The sequence below is a fragment of the Sagittula marina genome (assembly GCF_014196795.1).
Lineage (GTDB): Bacteria > Pseudomonadota > Alphaproteobacteria > Rhodobacterales > Rhodobacteraceae > Sagittula > Sagittula marina.
Genome location: NZ_JACIEJ010000009.1, coordinates 196,460 through 216,997, shown reverse-complemented (window position 1 = coordinate 216,997; position 20,538 = coordinate 196,460). Strand labels below are relative to the sequence as shown.

At 62.7% G+C, this 20,538-nt stretch carries 17 protein-coding genes and 1 pseudogene; 5 read left to right on the top strand and 13 right to left on the bottom strand.

Translation table 11 applies throughout. The annotated features are described in order from the left end of the window. Positions 1-233: 233 nt before the first annotated feature. From GGQ68_RS17625 to GGQ68_RS17595, 7 genes are all read right to left on the bottom strand, one after another. Positions 234-1,640: an FGGY-family carbohydrate kinase gene (locus GGQ68_RS17625; protein ID WP_183968323.1), complete on the bottom strand. Its 1,407-nt coding sequence runs from the start codon at positions 1,638-1,640 to the stop codon at positions 234-236. Beyond that, on the bottom strand, positions 1,637-1,951 hold the full coding sequence (gene rhaM, locus GGQ68_RS17620; RefSeq protein ID WP_183968321.1) for an L-rhamnose mutarotase: 315 nt from the start codon (positions 1,949-1,951) through the stop codon (positions 1,637-1,639). The genes GGQ68_RS17625 and rhaM overlap by 4 nt, the downstream gene beginning before the upstream one ends. Continuing rightward, on the bottom strand, positions 1,951-2,943 hold the full coding sequence (locus GGQ68_RS17615) for an ABC transporter permease (protein ID WP_183968319.1): 993 nt from the start codon (positions 2,941-2,943) through the stop codon (positions 1,951-1,953). Before GGQ68_RS17615 ends, rhaM begins: the two co-directional genes overlap by 1 nt. Beyond that, positions 2,940-3,935, bottom strand: a complete 996-nt coding sequence (locus GGQ68_RS17610) for an ABC transporter permease (protein WP_183968317.1) — start codon at positions 3,933-3,935, stop codon at positions 2,940-2,942. The genes GGQ68_RS17615 and GGQ68_RS17610 overlap by 4 nt, the downstream gene beginning before the upstream one ends. Continuing rightward, positions 3,932-5,473: a sugar ABC transporter ATP-binding protein gene (locus tag GGQ68_RS17605; RefSeq protein WP_183968315.1), complete on the bottom strand. Its 1,542-nt coding sequence runs from the start codon at positions 5,471-5,473 to the stop codon at positions 3,932-3,934. Before GGQ68_RS17605 ends, GGQ68_RS17610 begins: the two co-directional genes overlap by 4 nt. 91 nt (positions 5,474-5,564) lie before the next feature. Next, positions 5,565-6,563 carry a rhamnose ABC transporter substrate-binding protein gene (gene rhaS / locus GGQ68_RS17600; protein ID WP_183968313.1) on the bottom strand — a complete coding sequence of 333 codons (999 nt, stop codon included), beginning with the start codon at positions 6,561-6,563 and terminating at the stop codon, positions 5,565-5,567. 27 nt (positions 6,564-6,590) lie between these two features. Beyond that, positions 6,591-7,391, bottom strand: coding sequence for a DeoR/GlpR family DNA-binding transcription regulator (locus GGQ68_RS17595; protein WP_183968311.1), 801 nt, complete (start codon positions 7,389-7,391; stop codon positions 6,591-6,593). Positions 7,392-7,577: 186 nt separating this feature from the next. On the opposite strand from GGQ68_RS17595, the gene GGQ68_RS17590 reads away from it, so the two are divergent. After that, a complete protein-coding gene (locus GGQ68_RS17590; RefSeq protein ID WP_183968309.1) occupies positions 7,578-9,677 on the top strand; it encodes a bifunctional rhamnulose-1-phosphate aldolase/short-chain dehydrogenase in 2,100 nt (699 codons plus the stop codon). A gap of 88 nt (positions 9,678-9,765) precedes the next feature. Further along, positions 9,766-11,004, top strand: coding sequence for an L-rhamnose isomerase (locus GGQ68_RS17585; RefSeq protein WP_183968307.1), 1,239 nt, complete (start codon positions 9,766-9,768; stop codon positions 11,002-11,004). Positions 11,005-11,335: 331 nt separating this feature from the next. On the opposite strand, the pseudogene GGQ68_RS17580 reads toward GGQ68_RS17585, so the two are convergent. From GGQ68_RS17580 to GGQ68_RS17555, 6 genes and pseudogenes are all read right to left on the bottom strand, one after another. After that, a pseudogene (locus GGQ68_RS17580) lies at positions 11,336-11,976 on the bottom strand (IS30 family transposase). Positions 11,977-12,162: 186 nt separating this feature from the next. Continuing rightward, positions 12,163-13,218, bottom strand: a complete 1,056-nt coding sequence (locus GGQ68_RS17575) for an L-idonate 5-dehydrogenase (protein WP_183968305.1) — start codon at positions 13,216-13,218, stop codon at positions 12,163-12,165. Between the two features lie 11 nt (positions 13,219-13,229). Further along, positions 13,230-14,504 carry a TRAP transporter large permease gene (locus GGQ68_RS17570; protein ID WP_183968302.1) on the bottom strand — a complete coding sequence of 425 codons (1,275 nt, stop codon included), beginning with the start codon at positions 14,502-14,504 and terminating at the stop codon, positions 13,230-13,232. Position 14,505: 1 nt separating this feature from the next. Beyond that, positions 14,506-15,006 carry a TRAP transporter small permease gene (locus tag GGQ68_RS17565; protein ID WP_183968301.1) on the bottom strand — a complete coding sequence of 167 codons (501 nt, stop codon included), beginning with the start codon at positions 15,004-15,006 and terminating at the stop codon, positions 14,506-14,508. A gap of 103 nt (positions 15,007-15,109) precedes the next feature. Further along, the gene (locus GGQ68_RS17560) at positions 15,110-16,087 is read right to left on the bottom strand and encodes a TRAP transporter substrate-binding protein (protein WP_183968299.1); all 978 of its coding nucleotides are present in this window, start codon (positions 16,085-16,087) and stop codon (positions 15,110-15,112) included. Between the two features lie 34 nt (positions 16,088-16,121). Continuing rightward, the gene (locus GGQ68_RS17555) at positions 16,122-16,820 is read right to left on the bottom strand and encodes a GntR family transcriptional regulator (protein WP_183968297.1); all 699 of its coding nucleotides are present in this window, start codon (positions 16,818-16,820) and stop codon (positions 16,122-16,124) included. A gap of 146 nt (positions 16,821-16,966) precedes the next feature. Between GGQ68_RS17555 and uxuA the strand changes: the two genes are divergently transcribed. The 3 genes from uxuA to GGQ68_RS17540 are packed head-to-tail and all read left to right on the top strand — an operon-like array spanning position 16,967 to position 20,536. Continuing rightward, positions 16,967-18,181 carry a mannonate dehydratase gene (uxuA, locus tag GGQ68_RS17550; RefSeq protein ID WP_183968295.1) on the top strand — a complete coding sequence of 405 codons (1,215 nt, stop codon included), beginning with the start codon at positions 16,967-16,969 and terminating at the stop codon, positions 18,179-18,181. 1 nt (position 18,182) lies between these two features. Then, positions 18,183-19,634, top strand: a complete 1,452-nt coding sequence (locus GGQ68_RS17545) for a mannitol dehydrogenase family protein (RefSeq protein WP_183968293.1) — start codon at positions 18,183-18,185, stop codon at positions 19,632-19,634. Next, the gene (locus tag GGQ68_RS17540) at positions 19,631-20,536 is read left to right on the top strand and encodes a sugar kinase (protein ID WP_183968291.1); all 906 of its coding nucleotides are present in this window, start codon (positions 19,631-19,633) and stop codon (positions 20,534-20,536) included. The genes GGQ68_RS17545 and GGQ68_RS17540 overlap by 4 nt, the downstream gene beginning before the upstream one ends. Positions 20,537-20,538 lie beyond the last annotated feature (2 nt).

The following is a 20,538-nucleotide window of genomic DNA, read 5'->3' as shown; positions in this document are numbered from 1 at the left end:
TCTTGCAGGCGCATATCTGGGCTTTGGCTGTTTGTGCACCTTGGCAAGCTACCCTCTCTGCGTCACCAAAGCACTTAGAGTAAGGAGGTTTTCACAAGGCAGCGCCAGCACATCTCAGACTTTAGAGACGCACAGAATTTCACCATCGCCTCCCTGATGGTCCTGTTCATCCGCCTGACGTGGCAGTTGGTTGGGCTTCGTCAGCCGGCGCTCGATCCTGTTGGGGTCTCAGATCACGTCGAAGCGCGTCTGTCGGAACGATGCTGTGTCTCGGTTGCGGGACTGGCAGGGCTGGCGTCAACGGCGTGGTTCCATCGCTTGCCGTAGAGGGCGAGGCGCGCAGCGTGCTTTGGCGTAGGCCTTTCAGTCAGCGACGTCTCGGACCCGGTGGTGGGCGCGCAGAGCATGGATGCGCCCATGCTGGTGCCGGTGGCCGTGTTTGACACAAGAACCTTTCGACCGGTCTGTGCCGCCAGCATATCGAGATAGAGCACGTTCTGGGCGAACGGGCCTTCGACAATGACCGGCCCGCGCGCGCCGATCAGATCAAGGCAGGTGGCGGTCATCAGAGCGAGGTAAAGTGAAAGTGCAGCGCCTTTCTCGCCCGGGGTCATGGTGTCATCGCTCCAACCGCCAGCGCCTTCGCCGAACGGCCCCGACCCGGGCTCGACTGCCGGATGGAGGGCTTTCTGCCCGGCGAGGACACGCTCAATGTCCGCCTGATCCGGGACCGATGTCTGAGGCTTCATGCGTTCGTATTCGCGGCCTCCCATGAAACGCGCCGATGGCACGGGGTCACCCAGGGCATTGACGTTCATCAGGGTGTCGCGCGCCGGATCCAGCGCGACCGTTTCGCCGCCCATGCTCATGCAGATCACCCATGTTCCGGTCGAGACAACGGAAAAAGGGCCCTCCATTCCATTCAGATAAGGAAGAAGGGAGGCGTTGCTGTCGTGGATGCCGGAGCGAACGCGGGTCCCCCTGGCCAGCCCGGTAATGGCGGCGAGCTCGGGCAAAATGGGGCCGGCGATGGAGTTTGCGGCGGCGAGGGGCGCCATGGTCAGGCCGAGCCGTTCCGGCAGGTCGGAGAACCGCCCCTCCTGCGGCAGCCAAAGGTCGGTGTGACAGCCCAGAGACGTCGGCTCCGTGGCGAAGGTGCCGGTCAGGCGGCCGGACCAGTATTGCGGGTAGCTTGCCACCTGTGACGTCCGGGCGCGCAGGCCGGGCTGTGTCTCCACCAACCAATGGAATTGCGCGCCAGCGTTCAGGCCCGCGGGCAGTCGCGGTGCGCCGGTCTCCTCGAAGGCGGGGCGGAGCGCGTCGTAGGCCTGCGCCATTTCGTTCGGCCCGTCATGTTCATAGTCGAGCACCGGACAAGCCAGCCCACCCTCGTTGTCCAGCAGGACAAAACAGGCCCCGTGGGTGGTGACGCTGATCTCGTCAACGCCGTGCTCAGCCTGCATCTGGCGCAGACCGTCGAGAAAGAAGGCCCAGATCCCGTCGATGTCGAAATGCGGATAGGGCGGCCCTTCGATAACCCGATTGGGCCGCGTCACAACGGTGATTTCGGTCATGGTTGCGGTGTCCACCAGCGCCACCTTGGCGTTGGTTTTTCCGATGTCGAGAACGGCAACCTTCATGGCAGATGAAACATGGGCTGGAGGGTTTTGGTCACCGGCTCGTTGTCCGGATGGGTTTCCATGATGTCGGCCATATGTGCCCACCAACGCTGCATGATTTCGGTGCCCGGCAGCGCGTCCATGCCGTGATCGTCAGGCCGCCAGAGGATGCCGAACAGGGTGTGCGTGTCGGGATCGAGGTGAATCGAGTAATCCGAGACACCCGCGTCCTGCAGCAGGGTCACCAATTCGGGCCAGATCGCATCGTGGCGGCGCTTGTATTCCTCCGCCTGGCCCGGGTGGAGCTTCATGGTGAAGGCATGTTTTTGCATCAAGCCCTCCACATTTTCCACAGGCGGGGCAGGGCGATCACGCCGATCAGCATCAAGCCGATGAAGATCGACATGACGATCCCGGGCACGTTCAGCAGGCCGAGGCCGAATGTCACCAACCCCATGACGAAGGCGGCGATGACCACGCCGGGGATGCTTCCGGCGCCGCCCAGGATCGAGACACCGCCAAGGACCACCATGGTGACAACCTCCAGCTCCCAGCCGGTGCCGATGGAGGGGCGGGTCGAGCCCAGCCGTGAGGTCAGACAGATCGCCGCCACCCCGGACATCAGCCCGGTGAGCAGGAAGAGGATGAACTTCACGCGCGCCACCCGGATGCCCGAGAACTGCGCCGCCGTGTGGTTGTTGCCAATGGCGTAGACGGTGCGGCCAAAGTTCGTGCGGTGCAATAGGACGTAGTAGATGCCTGCCAGCAAAGCGAAGAGCACAAACTCGAAAGAGATCACCCAGAAAACGTAGCCTTGCCCGAAGTAGGCGAAATCACTCGGGTAATCGCGGTAGGCCCCGTCGCCCAGCACGATGAAGGAAATGCCCCGGAACAGGCTCATGGTGCCGATGGTCACCACGATGGACGGCAGGCCCATGCGGGTCACGAGCACGCCGTTGAAGGCCCCGCAGGTGAGGCCAGTGGCAAGACCGATCGCGACAAGCCCCGGCGTGCCGACCCCCACCGAGGCCGCGGCGCCCATCGCCGTCGAGGCCAGCGCGATGATCGCCGCGACGCTCAGGTCGATCTCGCCCGCGATGATCAGCAGCGCCATGGCAAAGGCGATCATGGCCTTCTCGGTGAAGTTGAAGGTGGCGTCGCTGAGGTTCCAGGCGTTCAGAAAATAGGGGCTGGCCAAGGTATTGGCGATGAATATCGCCACCGCCACCACCAGCAAAAGCAGTTCCCACGAGGCCAGCAGGCGCGCCGCAGGGCTGTGCAGCCGGTCGGGAATGCTGCGCGGAGTAAGGCTTGCGTCGCTCATACGGTGGCTCCTTCCGAGGCTTGGTCCTGCGCGCGGCGCAGGATGATGCGGCCTTTGCCCTTGGAATTGCGGTTGTTCAGCGTGACGGCTACGATGATCGCGGTGCCGGAGATGGCCATCTGCCAGAAGGGCGAGACGTCGACGACCGGCAGGGCGTTCTTGACGATGCCGAGGAACAGCGCGCCAAGGATGGTGCCGAGGATCGTCCCGGCGCCCCCGGCGATGGAGATTCCGCCGATCACGCAGGCGGCCACGACTTCAAGCTCGAAGCCGCCGGCGATGTCCACGTAGGCCACGGCATAGCGCGCCACCCAGAGGTAGCCGCACAGACCGGCCAGCGCGCCCGACAGTGTGAAGGCCCAGAACTGCGTCTTGCCCACGCTGATGCCGGTGTAGACCGCGGCATGCGGGTTGCCGCCCACTGCGTAGAAGGCGCGGCCCAGCGGCGTGCGGGAGATCATGACCATCATGCCAACGGCGGCGAGAATGCCGAACCAGGCCAGCACAGGCAGGCCGAGGATAGAGGCGCGCGGGAAGCCGGTAAAGGCGTCGCTCATCTCGTGCGCGTTCACCCAGGCCCCGTTCGAGATCAAAAAGATGATACCGCGATAGATCGTCATGGTGCCCAGCGTCACCACGATGGACGGGATCGACAGCGTCCAGACCAGCAGACCATTCACCATCCCCATCACCGCGCCGAGCGCCACAGCAACGACAAGGATCACCGCGACCGGCAGGCCGGGCAGGGCGGCGTTCAGCATGGCGCAGACCATACCGGTCAGCGCGAGGTTGGCCGCCACCGACAGGTCGATGCAGCGCGTCAGGATCACCACGGTCTGACCCAGTGCCAGGATCAGCAGCGGTGAGGTGTCGGTGAATACCCGCACGAGGTTGTCGGGCGCGACGAAGCCGGGAAAACGGCTGGCGATCAGCACCAAAAGCACAAGGATGGCCCCGCCGAGCAGGGCTTCGCGTGACTTGAGCAGGCTCATGCGCTCTCTCCGATCCCCGCAGCGTGGCGGACAAGTGTTTCAGGTGTGAGGTCGTCGCCTTCGAGTTCGGCGGCGATCAGCCCTTCGCGCATGACGATGACGCGGTCGGACATGCCCAGCACCTCGGGGATTTCCGAGCTGACCATGATGACCGACAGCCGCTCGGCGGCGAGTTCCGCCATGAAGGCATGCACAGCGGCCTTGGATCCGATGTCGATGCCCTTCGTCGGCTCGTCGAGGATGATGACGCGTGGCTTGGTGGCCAACCACTTGGCGATGACGACCTTCTGCTGGTTGCCGCCTGACAGGTTGCCGACATCCTGATCGAGCGCCGCGGCTCGCAGGTCCAGCCGCTCTGTATAGGCGCGGGCGAGGGCGAATTCCTCGCTCAGCCGCAGGAACCCGCTGCGAGAGGTCTGGCTCAGTGAGGGAAGCGTCACGTTTTGAAAGATCGGCAAGCCTATCACCGCGCCCTGCTTGCCGCGATCTTCGGGGACGTAGACGATGCCTGCCTCCACCGCTTCGGCGGGGGATCGGATCACCTTGATCTGGCCGTCGATCCGCGTGACGCCCTTTGATGGCTTGGTGATGCCGAACAGCGCCTGCATCACTTCGGATCGTCCCGCACCGACAAGGCCGTAAAAGCCGAGGATCTCGCCGCGCCGCAGGGTGAACGTGATGTCCTCGAACTCGGTCGGATGGGCATAGCCCACGACCTTGAGCACTTCGTCACCGGGGGCCTTTGCCCGCTCGGGGAAGATCTGGTTCACGTCGCGGCCGACCATCATCTTCACGAGGTCGGATTCGGTCACGTCGGCCATCAGCCCCGCGCCCACATGCGTACCATCGCGGAAGACGGTGTAGCGGTCGGCGATGCGGAACACCTCGTCGAACTTGTGACTGATGAACAGGATGGCGCGGCCCTCGGCCTTCAGGCGATCGACCAGCTCGTATAGCTCTTCGATTTCCTTGTGGGACAGCGCGGCGGTCGGTTCGTCCATCACCACGACACGCGCATCGACCGACAGCGCACGCGCAATGGCCACGAGGTGCTTGGACGCAATGCCAAGATCACGCAATGGCGTGTCCGGGTCGAGAGCGGCGCCGATCCGGGTAAGGATCTCGGCGGCACGAGTCCGCATGATCTTCCAGTCGATCAGTCCGAAACGCCCGCGGGGCGCGTGCCCGATAAAGATGTTCTCGGCCACGGTCAGCTCGTCGAACAGCACGGTTTCCTGGTGGATTGCCGTGATTCCAGCGGCGGAGGCATCCTGCGCCGTGGCGAAGACAACTGGCTCACCGGCAACGTGGATCGCGCCCTCGTCGGGTTGGTAGATGCCTGTCAGGGTTTTCACCAGCGTCGACTTGCCCGCACCGTTTTCGCCGATCAGAGCAGTGACCTGGCCCGGGTACAGCTCCAGCGAGACGCCGTCCAATGCCTTCACGCCGGGAAATGTCTTTGTAATATCCCGCAGTTCGAGAACCGGCGTCTCTGCCGACACTTTTTCGAATTGCCGGGACTCGACGCTCATCTGCATCACGGTCTCCGCTCAATCGTGGAATTTTGGGGCCCGGCGCTCGGGCTCGGGCGTGTCCCGACGCGACACCCGCGTCGGGAGGAGAAGGAGATCAGAAGATATCCTTGAAATCGTCGATATTCGTCTCGTCGTAGACAAAGGGATCGGCCATCGCGCCTTCGGTGTTTTCGTCCAGCGTCAGCGTGCCCATGCGGCCCATGGGAATTTCCGCGCCGGGTGCCGCCTCTGCGGCGTCGGTGGCCAGCTGGTAGGCCAGCATGGTCGCGGAGTAGCCGAGGTCGATCGGGTTCCAGATCGCGAAGGACTTCGACGCCCCGCTTTCGATGGCGCCGGCCATTTCCGAGGGCAGGCCCAAGCCGGTCACGTTCACTTCGCCAACCTTGCCGGCATCCTCGACCGCGCGCGCCGCGGCCACGATCCCCACAGAGGTCGGCGCGATGATCGCGTCGAGGTCCGGGTAGGTCTGCATCAGGCCAGTGGCTTCGCGGTAGGATTTGTCGGCCAGATCGTCACCATAGACGGTGCCGACCACTTCGATGCCTTTGTAGTCACCCAGCACCTTGGTCATTTCCTCGATCCAGATGTTCTGGTTCGTCGAGGTGGTGGTGGCGGACAGCAGGGCGACCTTGCCACCCTCGGGCAGCTCGTCCGCGGCCAGCTTCAGGATCATGTTGCCGATCAGCGGGTTGGACGAGGGGTTCAGGTGCAGTTCGCGGCCCTCGGGGGCGACGCCGGAATCCCATGAAATCACGGTGATGCCGCGCTGCATGGCCTTTTTCAGCGCGGGCACCAGCGCGTCGGTGTCATTGGAGGAGATGGCGATGGCGTCCACCTGCTGCGCGATCAGGGCGTTGATGACCTCGATCTGGCCTTCGGCGGTGGTGGTGGTCGGGCCGGTGTAGATCACCTCGACGTTCCCCAGCTCGGCGGCCGCTTCTTCGGCGCCTTTGGCGGCGGCCTCGAAGAAACCGATGCCGAGGGCCTTGACCACCAGCGCGATGCGCACCGGATCGTCGGCATGGGCCATGCTGCCCGCCATCAGTGCCGTCGCCATGGCCGCGCCACCAAACAATCTGCGTGTCAGTTTCATAGTCTCTCCTCCCAAGGAATAAACGCCTTAACCGGCGTTCGTTTCACGCGTGGCGCTCCCTTGCGCCACGATAACCCGGATGTCGGCTGCCTCCAGCATGGAGGCCGCGCTGTCCGGTATGCCGTCGTCCGTAATCACCACGTCGATGCGATCCAGCGGACACAGGATCAGGCTGGATCGGTTTTCGAATTTCGAGCTGTCCACCAGCACGACCAGTTCGTCCGCCTGGCCGATCAGTTTCTCCTCGGCCTGAATCAGCAGCGGGTCGCTTTCCATCAGGCCAATGGGGCTCAGCCCGTGCGCGCCCATGAACATGCGCCGGGCGTAGAAATGCCGGGTCATGTCATTGTCGAAGGGCGACAGGATGATGTTCTGTTCGCGGTAGATGGCACCGCCGGGCACCATCACGGTGTTCTTGGAATGGCGCAGCAGATGTTCCGCGATGGGAAAACTGTTGGTCAGAACCTGCACACGCCTGTTGACCAGCGGATGCACCATCTGGAACGTCGTCGTGCCGCCATTGATGATGATCGGTTCGCCGTCTTCACACAGTGCGACCGCCTCGCGGGCAATGGCAGTTTTTGCCTCGGCGTTGATCGTCTGGTTGATCGAAAACGGTCGTCCCGCCAACCCCGGCAACGAAGGGGGCGTCAGTGCCTCTGCGCCACCGCGCACCCGGCGCAGACGTTTTTTCCCGTCAAGCGTCGCGATATCGCGGCGGATCGTGGCTTCGGAGGTCTCCGTCAAGGCGACCAGATCCGCCACCGTCACGATGGGGCGTTCCTGTACTGCCGATAGAATGATCCTGTGACGTTCGGTTTCGTGCATTCTGTCCTCCCACTTTCATAAGACGCCAAGTTCACCGCCTCGGTCAATCATTTTCTTTCACAATCAATCATTCTGCGCCGCAGAATGATTGATTGTGATCGGTTTTGCTTGACTTGGGGTGTGGTTCCGCTCACCTTGCCATCGACGCAAGAGGCCGCATTCTGCGGCGTTCCAGGGAGGATGACCATGCTGACTCGCGCTGAAAACCGGCTTCAAAACCTGTGGGATGATGCCCGCGCAGAGGGTATGAGCGAGCCCGAAAAACTGCTGTATCGCTCGAACCTTCTGGGGTCGGACAAGCGAATCACGAACTACGGCGGCGGCAACACCTCGGCCAAGGTGATGGAGGTCGATCCGCTCACCGGCGAGCAGGTCGAAGTGCTCTGGGTGAAGGGGTCGGGCGGCGACGTCGGCTCGATCAAGATGGACGGGTTCGCCACGCTTTACATGGACAAGCTGCGCGCCCTGAAGAGCAAGTATCGCGGCGTCGAAAATGAAGACGAGATGGTCGGCTATCTCCCGCACTGCACCTTCAACCTGAATTCCCGAGCTGCGTCGATCGACACACCTTTGCATGCCTACGTGCCCAAGAAGCACGTCGATCACATGCATCCGGACGCGATCATCGCCATCGCGGCCTCGAAGAACTCCAGGGAGCTGACAGCCGAGGTCTTCGGCGACGACATCGGCTGGCTGCCGTGGAAAAAGCCGGGCTACGAGCTGGGCCTGTGGCTGGAGAAATACGCGCTGGAGAACCCGGAGGCCAAGGGCGTCGTGCTTGAGAGCCATGGGCTGTTTACCTGGCATGACGATGCAAAGGCCTGCTACGAGCTGACGCTGGAGATCATCCAGAAGGCGATGGACTGGTTCGCGGACAAGACCACCGGCGTGGCAGCCTTTGGCGGCGCGATGCACGAGTCGCTGGCACCGGATGCGCGCCGTGCCGTGGCCGCGCGGCTGATGCCGGTCATTCGCGGCTTTGTTTCTGGCAACCAGCACATGGTCGGCCATTTCGAAGACAACGCCGCCGTGCTTGAATTCGTGAACGCTCGGGACATGCGTGAGCTGGCGGCGCTTGGCACGTCGTGCCCGGATCACTTCCTGCGCACCAAGATCAGACCGTTGGTGATCGATTTCGACCCGGCACAGAACAACATCGATGTGGTGCTCGATGGGCTCGCCGATCAAATCGCCGCCTATCGCGAGGATTACAAGGCGTATTACGACCGCTGCAAGCACGCCGACAGCCCTGCGCTGCGTGACCCAAACGCGGTGGTCTACCTCGTGCCCGGCGTCGGCATGATCACCTTTGCCAAGGACAAGGCGACGGCACGCATTTCCGGCGAATTCTACGTGAACGCCATCAACGTGATGCGCGGCGCGTCCTCGGTGTCGGACTATGTCGGCCTGCCGGAACAGGAAGCTTTCGACATCGAGTACTGGCTGCTGGAAGAGGCCAAGTTGCAGCGGATGCCCAAGCCCAAATCGATGGCGGGCCGTGTGGCGCTGGTCACAGGCGGTGCGGGCGGTATCGGCATGGCGACGGCGGAACGCTACCTGTCCGAGGGCGCCTGTGTCATGCTGGCCGATATCAACCCCGAGACACTGGCGCAGGCGCAGGAGACGCTCACGCAGTCCTTCGGGCGTGATGTGGTGCGCAGCGTCGAGATGAACGTCACCGACGAGACGGCTGTGCAGGCAGCCTATGCGGATCTTGCGGTGGCTTACGGCGGTCTCGACATCCTCGTGTCAAACGCCGGGATCGCCTCATCGGCGCCGATTGAGGAGACTTCGCTGGCACTCTGGCAGAAGAATATTGACATTCTCTCCACCGGCTACTTCCTTGTCTCGCGCGAGGCGTTCAAGGTGATGCGGGTGCAGGACATGGGCGGGTCAGTCGTTTTCGTCGCGTCGAAGAACGGGCTGGCGGCCTCGCCCAACGCCGCCGCCTACTGCACGGCAAAGGCATCGGAGATCCATCTGGCGCGCTGTCTCGCCCTCGAAGGCGCCGAGGCGGGCATTCGGGTCAACGTGGTGAACCCCGACGCCGTACTGCGCGGCTCGAAGATCTGGGAAGGCGAGTGGCTGGAACAGCGCGCCTCGACCTATGGCACCGACAAGGGTGGGCTTGAAGAGATGTACCGACAGCGGTCGATGCTCAAACGCTCGGTCCTGCCAGAGGACATCGCGGAGGCGGCCTATTTCCTGGCATCGGACAGGTCTGCCAAGTCCACCGGCAACATCATCAACGTCGATGCGGGCAACAAGGAAGCCTTCACGCGATAATGTGTGAGGGGGCGGGGTGATCCCCGCTCCCGGACCGCGTGAGGGATCGGCGTGGGGCTGCGCCCCCGACGCCACGAAGGGAGGAACCATGACTTACGAACTGGCCCGAGAGGCCTTTGCTGAATGGGGTGTCGACACGGAGGCCGCGCTGGCGACCCTCGCGACAATCCCGATTTCCATGCACTGCTGGCAGGGCGATGACGTGCGCGGGTTCGAGCGCGCCACGGGCACGTCCGGAGGCGGCATTCAGGCGACGGGCAACCACCCGGGCCGTGCGCGCACCCCTGAAGAGCTGCGCGCCGACCTGGACTTCGCGTACTCGATGATCCCTGGAAAGCACCGGTTGAACCTGCATGCCTTCTATCTCGACACCGACGAGACCCCGGACCGCGACGAGATCGCGTTCCGGCATTTCACGCCGTGGGTCGATTGGGCGCGGGAGCAGGACGTGAAGCTGGACTTCAACCCGACGTTCTTTGCCCACGCCAAGGCTGACGACAATCTGACCCTGTCCCATCCCGATCAGGGCATCCGCGACTTCTGGATTGAACACGGCAAGCGCTGCCGCGAGATCGCGGCGCAGATGGGGGCGGCGCAGGGCGGCGAGGTGGTCAACAACATCTGGGTGCCGGACGGGTCCAAGGACAATCCTGTGGATCGCATGGGCGCGCGTCGGCGGCTGGAGGCCTCCCTCGATGCGATGCTGGCTCCGGCGCACGACAAGGCGCACCTTCTGGACGCCGTGGAATGCAAGCTTTTCGGGATCGGCGTCGAAGCAATGACCGTGGGCAGTCACGAATTCTACATGGGCTACGCGATCCGCAACCAGACGGCGCTCTGCCTCGACATGGGGCATTTCCACCCCACGGAGAACGTGGCTGATAAGCTGACGGCCGTGGCGCTTTCGGTTCAGGACATCCTGTTGCACGTCTCGCGCCCGATGCGCTGGGACAGCGACCATGTAATTTTGTTGGACGACAGCATCCGCGCCATGGCGCAGGAAATCGTGTTCGCTGACCTGCTGGCGCGGACGCGGATCGGGCTCGATTTCTTCGATGCCACGATCAGCCGCACAGCGGCCTGGGTGATCGGCGTGCGTAACATGCAAAAGGCGCTTCTGGAGGCGTTGCTCATGCCGCATGAGCGGTTGCGCGCCGCCGAGACCGGGCTCAACTTCACCACACGGCTCATGCTGACCGAGGAATTCAAGAGCCTGCCCCATGGGGCCGTCTGGTCCGAGTTCTGCGCCCGCGCGAACCGACCCACGGGTACCCGATTGATCGGTGCATTGGACGATTACCAACGCACCGTTTCCGAGCGCCACTGAACGACGGATTTCAGCGGCGGCGGAATGGAAAGGCAAGCAGCGCGGGGCGTTTCGCCGCCGGCTTTCATAGGCCGGTGGGTCAGGCTTGTCGGAATGCCCGGCAGCGTTGCGCTTTTCCGTATTGTGGCGGGCGCAGCCCTGTTTTGCCTGCCTCAGACCGCGGCTTTGATCTAGGTGCCTCCGAACGCGGTAAAGCGGTGCATGATGGCGATGCGGATTCCGGTGGTTTGTCCACTGCCCGGCAGGTATTGCGCAACAATGTCTCAAGAGGGGATCGAGACAAGCAAGATGCAGGCCGGTGATGGCTCAAGGGTCGTTGCGACGGTTTCCGCTAACTCGGTTTCCTCATCTCTGCTCTGAACGCTTCAGTTGGGGTTCGCCATCCGAGGCGCTTCCCGGGGGTGTCGTTGAGGCGCTCTCAAATCGCCCTCATAGTGCGACTTGAGAACGCCGCGAGCTGCGTGTCGCGTGGCAGATATGGGCGCGCACGTTTGTTCAAATTTTCGACGGAACCCTTCTGCCAAGGGGCTTTCGGATCGCAGAACCACGCCTCAGCGCCGATGCCGGACTTCAGCCTGCGCCATGCGCGGACCTCGAAGCCGCGGTCGAAGGTGATCGACTTCCGGGCGGGCTGGGGCAGGGGGCCATCATAGACAAGCTGACACGCAATTTGTTCTGACGTCCAGCCGGTCTTCAGCCGCGCGATGACATGCGCGCGAAGATCGTTCAAACGGATGAGCCTGCGTCTTCGCGCACGATGCCTGGACGCTTCACGCTGCGTGCCATGCCATAGTCGCCGTTCAGATAGGACGGCTCTTGGTCGGTGAACGAGTTCCGCTTGATCTCGCGATAGATCGTTGAGGGCGCACGACCAAGCCGATCCGCCATTTCCGGGACAGACATCTTTGCTTCACGCCATTTCGCAATCTTGATCCGTTCCTGAAAACTCAGGTGAAGGTAAGAGCGGGCCATTGGTGATCCTCCGTACAACTTTCTGTTTTAACACAGAATTTGAACTTCGGATGTGAATCCACCTGATCACACTGCTGTCGCTAATAAGGTTAGTTATGTAATTTATATTTCAAATAGTGCGCACTTCCGGAGGCTTTGCCGCGCCGCTATGCTCCGCCAAATTACATAAGGCGGAGCAGCGCTTCATTAGTCGAAGGTGATTTGAACTTTCACGGCCTTGCCGCGATCTGTTGCCAACTCAATGGCCGCCACTGCATCAGAGACCGGCAGGCTGTGGGTAACGATCGGGGCGAGCGTCAAGGCTCGCGAGTTGATCAGTTCGACCGCCTGACCGAATTCCTTATCGAACCGATGGCTTCCAATCAGATTGATCTCCTTTGAGACCAGCAAGTTGAACGGCACGGGGGTATCGCCCATCACGCCCACTTGGACGATGGTGCCCATTGGCCGGGTGCACTGGATCGCTGACCGCAGCGCAGGTTGCGCAGCGGAGCATTCGAACGTGATGTCGAACTGCCCCTTCTCGGCCTCGTAGTCCTTCAGCTCGGCGCCGTGGGTTGCCACGTTGATCGTGCGTGTGGCCCCCACCTCGGTGGCCACAGCGAGCGTCGCGTCCTCAAGGTCGGTCACGACGATCTCGCTGGCCCCGAAGTGCTTGGCCAATGCCACGCAAAGCGCGCCTATGGGGCCTGCGCCGGTGACCAGCACGCGCTTGCCCTCAAGCGTGCCCGCGACCTCAAGCGCGCGGGTCACGGCCCGGCGACACACGGCCAGCGGCTCGGACAGCGCGGCTTCGGCCATTGGCACACCTTCGGCGATTGCGTAGCACTGCGCCGCACCGATCGTGACACGATCGCGAAAGAAGCCCTGCTCGTGTGGCAAGAACATGGCCGAGCCTTTGAACCGCATGTTCAAGCAGTGCTGATGTGCACCCTTTTTGCAAAACGAACAGGTGCCACAAGGATGAGACGGGTTCAGCGCCACGGCTTGCCCGACGGCCAGACCTTCGACGCCTTCACCGAGCGCTGTGATCGTGCCAGCGGCCTCGTGACCGATGATGATCGGCTCTTGGACGCGGATCATTTCACCAATGCCACCTTGGGTGAAATAGTGGATGTCCGAGCCACAGATGCCCCCTGCGCCGATGGCCACGACAACTTCGCCGGGGGCCGGTTCCGGGTCGGGCAGGGTTTCGACGCGCAGGTCGCGTTGGCCATGCAGGCGGGCGATACGAATGGACATGGGGGCTCCTGTCAGTTGAGCAGCGAGGGCAGCCAGGTGCTGAAGAACGGGAAGTAGGACACCAGCATCAGCACAATCAGGTTGGTCAAGATGAAGGGTGCGATGGCCTTGGTCACCTGCCACAAGGACACGCGACCGATGTCAGCGCAGATGAACAGGCACACGCCCACCGGCGGTGTGGTCAGGCCGATCATCAGGTTAAGCACGGCAAAGACGGCAAAGTGCAATGGATCGACGCCCACCCCCGTTGCCAGAGCAAGCAGCGGAGCGAAGAGGATGATCAGCGCGGCAATCGTCTCCATGAACATGCCGACAAAAAGCAAAATGAGGTTGATCAGCAGGATCACGAGGAACTTGTTATCGGTGATCGACAAAACGGCACTGGCGATGGTCTGCGGAATGCGCTCGGACACGAGGATCCAGCCAAAGACATTCGCCAACCCGACCAGCGCAAGGATCGCGGCGGCGGATATAGCGCTGTCGATCACGATGCGCGGCACGTCCGTCAGCTTCAGCCCCTTGTAGACAAAAGCACCGACCACGAAGGCGTAGACAGAAGCAACCACAGCGGTTTCGGTCGGTGTGGCAAAGCCGATGAGCAGGCCGCCGACGATGAAGGCGGTCATGGCCACGGCCCAGAAGGCGCCGAGAAAGGCACGTCCCAGCTCGCCAAAGCCCTGCCATTCCTGCTTGGGGAAGTTCTTTTTGCGGGCGATGATCCAGGCGGTGATCATCATGGCGACACCCATCAGGATGCCGGGCAGCGCACCTGCAATGAACATCTTGCCAACCGAAATGCCCGATAGTGTGCCGACGATGATCATCGGGACCGAAGGCGGAATGATCGGGCCGACAGTGGACGAGGCCGCGGTGATCGCGGCAGAGAAATCCGCCGGGTAGCCGGCCTTTTTCATGCCGGGGATCATCATGCCCCCGATAGAGGCCGCGTCGGCGGCGGCGGTGCCGGAAATTCCGCCAAACAGCATCGAGGCAGCCACGTTCGTCAGGCCAAGTCCGCCACGCATCCAGCCGACCAAAGCCTGTGCAAGCCGCACGATGCGCGCCGTGATGCCGCCCGCGTTCATCAGGTTCCCGGCGAGGATAAAGCCCGGAATACACAGCAGCACAAAGCTGTCCATGCCCGAGTACATCTTTTGCGGGATCACAACGAGCGGCATGCCCTGATACAGCAGGTAGGCCATGGAGGACACGCCCAGCGTCACCGCCACGGGCAGTCCGATGGCCAGCCCCGCGAGGAAACAGCCCAGAAGGATCGTCAATTCCATGTCAGTGGTCCTCTTGCAGGCGTTCGGGAGTGCCATCTTCGGTGCCGGTCAACATGCCGATCACGCGAAAGGCGGCAAAGAGGCTCAGTAAAATGACGGCAACCAGCACCGAAGCGTGTATCCAGTCCATCCGAACCCCCAGAGATGGTGCAGTCTGGCGCGCCCCGATGGACACGTAGAACCAGGTCGCCGAGATCAGCGCGAGGCCGAAGCCACATGTGATCACCGCGCAGATCAGTCGCAGGATCCAGGGCAGTCGACCGGGCAGCGCTTCGGACAGGATGTCGACGTTCACAAGATTTCCGGACCGATAGCTGAGGCCGACACCGAACGCGGTCAGGTACAGCAGCGCAAAACGCGTCAACTCTTCGGACCAGACGACCGAAGTCATCAGGCCGGATCGCCCCGCAAGCTGCACAAGCACAGCGATGATGATGACGCCAAAGCTGAGCCCCGTGGCGATGCGGGCGAGGCCGGTCAGGACCTGAATGATGCGCTGCATGGAAACCCCCGTTCACGTTTGTAACAAGGGCCGGAAGGTCTTTAATACCCCTCCGGCCCCGTGGAGCGGCCCCCATAGGGGGAGGCCATCCCCTTATCTGCGATCAGTCAGCGAAGAGCTGTTCGACCTGCGGGCGGATTTCGTCGGCGACAGAATTCAGCACGGCCTCTTTTGCGGCGGCGGCAAAGGCGGCGTTGTCGACTTCGACGAACTCCATGCCAAGATCTTCGAGCTGGGTCTGAAGCTCGGACTCCTCCGCGAGGAACTGCTCACGCTCCCATTCCTGCGTCCGCGATGCGGCTTCCATCACGGCTTGCTGGTCTTCCTCGGACATCCGGCCCCATGCCATTTCCGAGATCGTCAGGTAGATCCACGACCGCACGTGCTGGGTCTGGTTCACGTAGTCCTGCACTTCGTTGAAGTTGGCGGACTTGATCAGCGCCAACGGGTTTTCCTGTGCATCGATGGTGCCGTTCTGCAGCGAGGTGAAGACCTCGGAGAACGCCATCGGCGTCGGGTTCGCCCCCAGCGCCTGCCAGACGTTCAGGAACAGCGGCACGTTGGGCACGCGCATTTTCAGGCCGTCGAGGTCCTCGACCGACGTGATCGCGCGGTTGGAGGTCAGGTTGCGCGGACCGCGGGCGAAGTAGGCGATCGGGCGGATGCCGACCTTCTCGACGATCTGCGCCTCGATTTCGTCGCCCAGCTCACCACCGGCCACGGCGTCCATGTCCTCAAGCGAGGTGTAGCCGTAGGGAATTGCCAGCAGGGCCGCCATCGGCGCCCAGTTTTGCAGGGATTCACCGGTGATCGTCATGTCGGCGGTGCCAAGCTGCATGCCGTTGATGACGTCCATTTCCTTGCCGAGCGTTTCGTTCGGGAACACTTCGACGGCGATACGACCTTCGGTCAGCGTCTCGACTTCCTCGGCGAACTTTTCAGACGCCTTGTGCCAGATATTATCCTCGTTGGCCGGGTGGCCAAGCTTCAGCGTCATGTCTTGCGCAAAGGCGGCGCTGGACAGGGCTGCGGCGGCGATACCGCCAAGCATGAGGGTCTTCAGGGTCTTGGTGACGAACATGGTTTCCTCCCTTTGGTCGTCTTCGTGATCCCGATCAGCCCTGCGGGGCGTCGAAATAATCGGGGTAGGTTTCTCGGATCGCGGGCAGGTCCTGCAGGATCATCCGCAGGTGGCCGCGCATTGCGTCCTTGGCGGTCTCGCTGTCACCGGCTTCGATCGCGTCTACAACTGCGGTGTGCTGAGCGATCAGGTGCGCCACCGGAAAATTGGTCGAGGTCATCTGACGGACGCGGTCCATCTGAGATTTCATCCCTTCGATCACGGTCCAGGCGTTGGGATGCCCCGCGGCCTCGGCAAGCGTGCGATGGAATTCATCATCCAGCGGCACGAAGGCCGAGGGCCGATCATCGGCCAACCGCTTTTGCGCGTCGATCTGATCCCGAAGGTCGCGGACAAGCCCCTCGGGGGTGTTCGCGGCGCAGGCTTTGACGATGTCGGCTTCGACTGCTTCACGGACGAAGCGGGCGTCCATCACCGCCTCAAGAGAAATCTTGCGCACGTAGGTGCCACGTTGCGGGCGGATTTCCAGAAGCCCCTCTTCGGCCAGCTTGATAAAGGCCTCGCGGACGGGCTGTCGGGACAGGCCGAACTTTGTGCCGATGTCGGATTCGGACAGGCGCATACCGGGCTCAAGCTGATTGCGCACGATGCAAAGCCGCAGAATACGGGTCAACTGCGGTCCCACGGGGGCCGTCGGGTCGATCTGTGCCATATTCAGTAGCTCGATGCTCATCCTGTCTCCTCCTGAGCAAATCCATAACTGCATACTTCCATACTAGTCAACAGCCCAATTGGATGCTATCGATCACACCTGTAATATCGCCCCGCAGGCCATCACAGCTGCGTGGCTCTATCGAAGACCCAAGGGGAGGAAACATCATGCGACAGTCATGGCGCTGGTTTGGTCCAAAGGACCGCGTGAGCATCGACGACATGATGCAGGCAGGCGTCGAGGGCGTCGTTTCGGCGCTGCACCATGTGCCCACAGGCACAGTCTGGTCCCCAGAGGAAATCGCGGCACGCAAGGATCTGATCGCCACCCGACGGGATGGCCGCCCCTCCTCCTTGACGTGGGACGTGGTGGAATCGCTGCCGGTGTCAGAGGACATCAAAAAACAGAAAGGTGATTGGAAAACCCACATCGCCAACTGGAAGACCTCGATGCAGCACCTGTCGGACGCCGGGATCGACGTGATCTGCTACAACTTCATGCCCGTGCTGGACTGGACGCGCACCGACCTTGCATGGGAACGTCCAACCGGCGCACGCTGCATGCGCTTCGACCTGATCGACTTTGCGGCCTTCGACATTCACATCCTTGAACGCCCTGGCGCGGCCGACGGCTTTCCCGATGCTGTCGTGGCAGAGGCAGCGGAGCGGTTCGCCCGGATGAACGACGCGCAAAAAGAGCAGCTGGCGGGCAACGTTGTCTTTGGCCTGCCGGGCGCCGCCGAAAAATTCACGCTGGATGACGTGAAGGCGCATCTGGCCGAATACGACAGCATTTCCGAGGCGCAGCTTCAATCCAACATGATCGACTTCCTGTCAGAGGTCGCGCCCATGGCCCAGGATCTCGGTATGCGCCTGTGCTGCCATCCGGACGATCCGCCCTTCCCTCTGCTGGGTTTGCCCCGGATCATGTCGACCCAAGCGCAATACCAAAAAATCCTCGACGCTGTAGACATGCCGTCGAACGGCGTGACACTGTGCACCGGCAGCCTTGGCGCGCGGCCTGACAACAACCCTGTCGAGATCTTCAAGGCGCTGGCCGACCGCGTGCATTTCCTGCACCTGCGCAACGTCAGCATCGAAGGCACCGAGATCATGAATTCCCTTTACGAGGACGAGCATCTGTCCGGCCACACCGACATGGTGGCCATGGTCGCCGCTGTCGTCGCAGAGGAAGCGCGGCGTAAAGCGGCAGGCCGTGCAGACTGGTCAATCCCTTTCCGGCCCGACCACGGTCAGGACATCCTTGACGACATCGGGCGCCAGGCGCAGCCGGGGTATCCAGCCATCGGGCGTCTCAAGGGGCTGGCGGAACTGCGCGGGCTCTACCACGCGTTCCAGCACCCGCTGATCGCAGGGGCCTGAGATGCGTCTGACAACCCTTGAACAGGTGCCCGCTGCCCTTCGCCCCGGATATGACCCCGCCGCGCATGGCGTCGGGATCGTTCACCTTGGCCTCGGCGCGTTTCACAAGGCGCATCAGGCGGCGCTCACCGATCTGGCAATGAGCGCGGAGGGCGGCGATTGGCGCATCCTTGGCGTGTCGCTGCGTTCTCCCAAAGCCTCCGAAGATCTGGCGCCGCAAAACGGCCTCTATACGCTGATCGAAAAAGGCGCCGAAGGCACGAATGCACGCGTGATCGGCGCCATCGCCGATGCCATCTGCTCTGCCGGCAACCCGGAGCCCACCTTGCAGGCCATGGCCGCCGAAGGGACCAGGATCGTGTCGCTGACAGTGACCGAGAAGGCCTATGGCCTGAACCGCGCCACAGTCGGCTGCGATCCAGAACACCCCGCCGTAGCCGCCGATCTTGCCAACCCGCAGGCACCTCAGGGCGTGCTGGGCCTCCTGACCGAAGCGCTGCGCCGCCGCCACACCGCCGGGATTGCGCCGTTCACCGTCCTGTGCTGCGACAACCTGCCGGAAAACGGCACCTTGTTGCGCGGGGCCGTGGTGGATTTCGCTTGCAGGATCGACCCGGCGCTGTCGGACTGGATTGCCGAAACCGTGGCCTTCCCCTCGACCATGGTGGACCGCATCACCCCCGCCGCGACCGCCGCCACCCTGGCAGAAGCGCAGGCCCTCACCGGCACCGAAGATCACGCCGCCATCGAGACCGAGCGTTTCGTGCAATGGGTCATCGAGGACAATTTCCCGCAGGGGCGTCCGGCGTGGGAAGCCGCTGGCGTGATCTTCACCGAGGATGTTCCGGCTTTCGAGGCGATGAAGTTACGGATGCTGAACGGCGCGCATTCCATGCTGGCCTATGCCGGCTTCCATGCCGGGCTGCCGCTGGTGCGTGACGTGATGTCCCACGCGCCTTTGGCCAACCTAGTGCGCAGGCATCTGGCCGCCGCAGCAGCAACCCTGCCCCCGATCCCGGGTATCGACCTCGATGCCTATGCGGCAGCGCTGGCGGCGCGGTTCGAAAACCCCGGCATTGCGCATGAGACCTTTCAGATTGCCATGGACGGGTCCGAAAAGATGCCGCAACGCATCTTCGCTGCGGTCGACGATGCCCGAACCCGCAGCGTCGACATTCGCCCCTTTGCCTTTGCCACGGCCGCTTGGGCACGGCACGTGTCAATGGCGACCCACGACTGCGCCCCCTACGAATTGCGCGACCCGCGTGCCGACGCATTGCGCCAAATGGCCGAGGGCAAGGAGGCGGATGACATCGTATCCGCCCTGCGTGGCGCGCCCTTTGTCCCGGCGAGCCTGTGTTCGGACATGGATTTCTGGACGATCGTCGAAGGCATTCTTGCCGAGATGTTGTTTGACCCCATGACCGACGTCATTGCGCGCGAGGCCTCATGAGCCGCTTCTTGTCCATTGGGGAATGCATGTTGGAACTGTCCGGCGCTGGCGATGACCTGTGGCGGATGGGCATCGCGGGCGATACGCTGAACACGGCATGGTACGCCCGTGCCTGTCTGCCCGATAGCTGGCAGGTGGCCTACGGCACGTGCATCGGGCGCGACCCGTTTTCGGCGCGTGTACCTGCCTTTTTGCAAGAAAACGGGATCGAGGTGGACCGCATCCAGACGCATCCGACGCGCTCTGTCGGGCTGTATGCGATTTCTCTGGTCGAGGGGGAGCGCAGCTTTGCCTACTGGCGCAGCGCATCCGCTGCGCGAACCTTGGCGGACGATCTGGAACAGCTCGAAACCATGACGCGCGAGGCGCAGGTGATCCACGTTTCGGGCATAACCTTGGCGATCCTGCCGCCTGAAGGGCGGCGGCGGCTGATTGAAGTCATGACACGGCGCCGGGCCGAAGGTGTAACCGTCTCGCTCGATCCCAACATCCGCCCGGCGCTCTGGGAAGACCCCGACACGGCAGCGGAGATCCTCACCCAGGCCGCACGTGCCGCGACGATCCTCTTGCCCAGCTTCGACGACGAAAAGGCCTGCTTCGGCGATGCGACCCCCGCGGCCACACTGGCGCGCTACGCCGCGCTCGGCGCGGATACGGTCATCGTAAAAAACGGCGGCGGCGCGATCCTCGCCCGACACGAGGGCCAATCGTTTGAAACAGGGGAGCTTGCGCGGGTGACGCCCGTTGACACAACTGGCGCAGGAGACAGCTTCAACGGAGCATGCCTCGCGGCGATTGCCACTGGCAGCCCCCTCCCCGACGCCGTTGCTGCCGGTCACACTGTTGCCAGCAAGGTGGTTATGCACCGTGGCGCGTTGATGCCGATGAAGGAAATCGCCTGAAA

Bases quoted from the DNA above. Each gene is read 5' to 3' on its own strand.
- GGQ68_RS17555 (WP_183968297.1), bottom strand. From the start codon at position 16,820: ATGAGCATCGAGCTACTGAATATGGCACAGATCGACCCGACGGCCCCC.
- GGQ68_RS17570 (WP_183968302.1), bottom strand. From the start codon at position 14,504: ATGGAATTGACGATCCTTCTGGGCTGTTTCCTCGCGGGGCTGGCCATC.
- GGQ68_RS17610 (WP_183968317.1), bottom strand. From the start codon at position 3,935: ATGAGCCTGCTCAAGTCACGCGAAGCCCTGCTCGGCGGGGCCATCCTT.
- GGQ68_RS17565 (WP_183968301.1), bottom strand. From the start codon at position 15,006: ATGCAGCGCATCATTCAGGTCCTGACCGGCCTCGCCCGCATCGCCACG.
- GGQ68_RS17615 (WP_183968319.1), bottom strand. From the start codon at position 2,943: ATGAGCGACGCAAGCCTTACTCCGCGCAGCATTCCCGACCGGCTGCAC.
- GGQ68_RS17585 (WP_183968307.1), top strand. From the start codon at position 9,766: ATGACTTACGAACTGGCCCGAGAGGCCTTTGCTGAATGGGGTGTCGAC.
- GGQ68_RS17575 (WP_183968305.1), bottom strand. From the start codon at position 13,218: ATGTCCATTCGTATCGCCCGCCTGCATGGCCAACGCGACCTGCGCGTC.
- rhaM (WP_183968321.1), bottom strand. From the start codon at position 1,951: ATGCAAAAACATGCCTTCACCATGAAGCTCCACCCGGGCCAGGCGGAG.
- GGQ68_RS17540 (WP_183968291.1), top strand. From the start codon at position 19,631: ATGAGCCGCTTCTTGTCCATTGGGGAATGCATGTTGGAACTGTCCGGC.
- GGQ68_RS17605 (WP_183968315.1), bottom strand. From the start codon at position 5,473: ATGCAGATGAGCGTCGAGTCCCGGCAATTCGAAAAAGTGTCGGCAGAG.
- GGQ68_RS17545 (WP_183968293.1), top strand. From the start codon at position 18,183: ATGCGTCTGACAACCCTTGAACAGGTGCCCGCTGCCCTTCGCCCCGGA.
- GGQ68_RS17595 (WP_183968311.1), bottom strand. From the start codon at position 7,391: ATGCACGAAACCGAACGTCACAGGATCATTCTATCGGCAGTACAGGAA.
- GGQ68_RS17590 (WP_183968309.1), top strand. From the start codon at position 7,578: ATGCTGACTCGCGCTGAAAACCGGCTTCAAAACCTGTGGGATGATGCC.
- rhaS (WP_183968313.1), bottom strand. From the start codon at position 6,563: ATGAAACTGACACGCAGATTGTTTGGTGGCGCGGCCATGGCGACGGCA.
- GGQ68_RS17625 (WP_183968323.1), bottom strand. From the start codon at position 1,640: ATGAAGGTTGCCGTTCTCGACATCGGAAAAACCAACGCCAAGGTGGCG.
- GGQ68_RS17560 (WP_183968299.1), bottom strand. From the start codon at position 16,087: ATGTTCGTCACCAAGACCCTGAAGACCCTCATGCTTGGCGGTATCGCC.
- uxuA (WP_183968295.1), top strand. From the start codon at position 16,967: ATGCGACAGTCATGGCGCTGGTTTGGTCCAAAGGACCGCGTGAGCATC.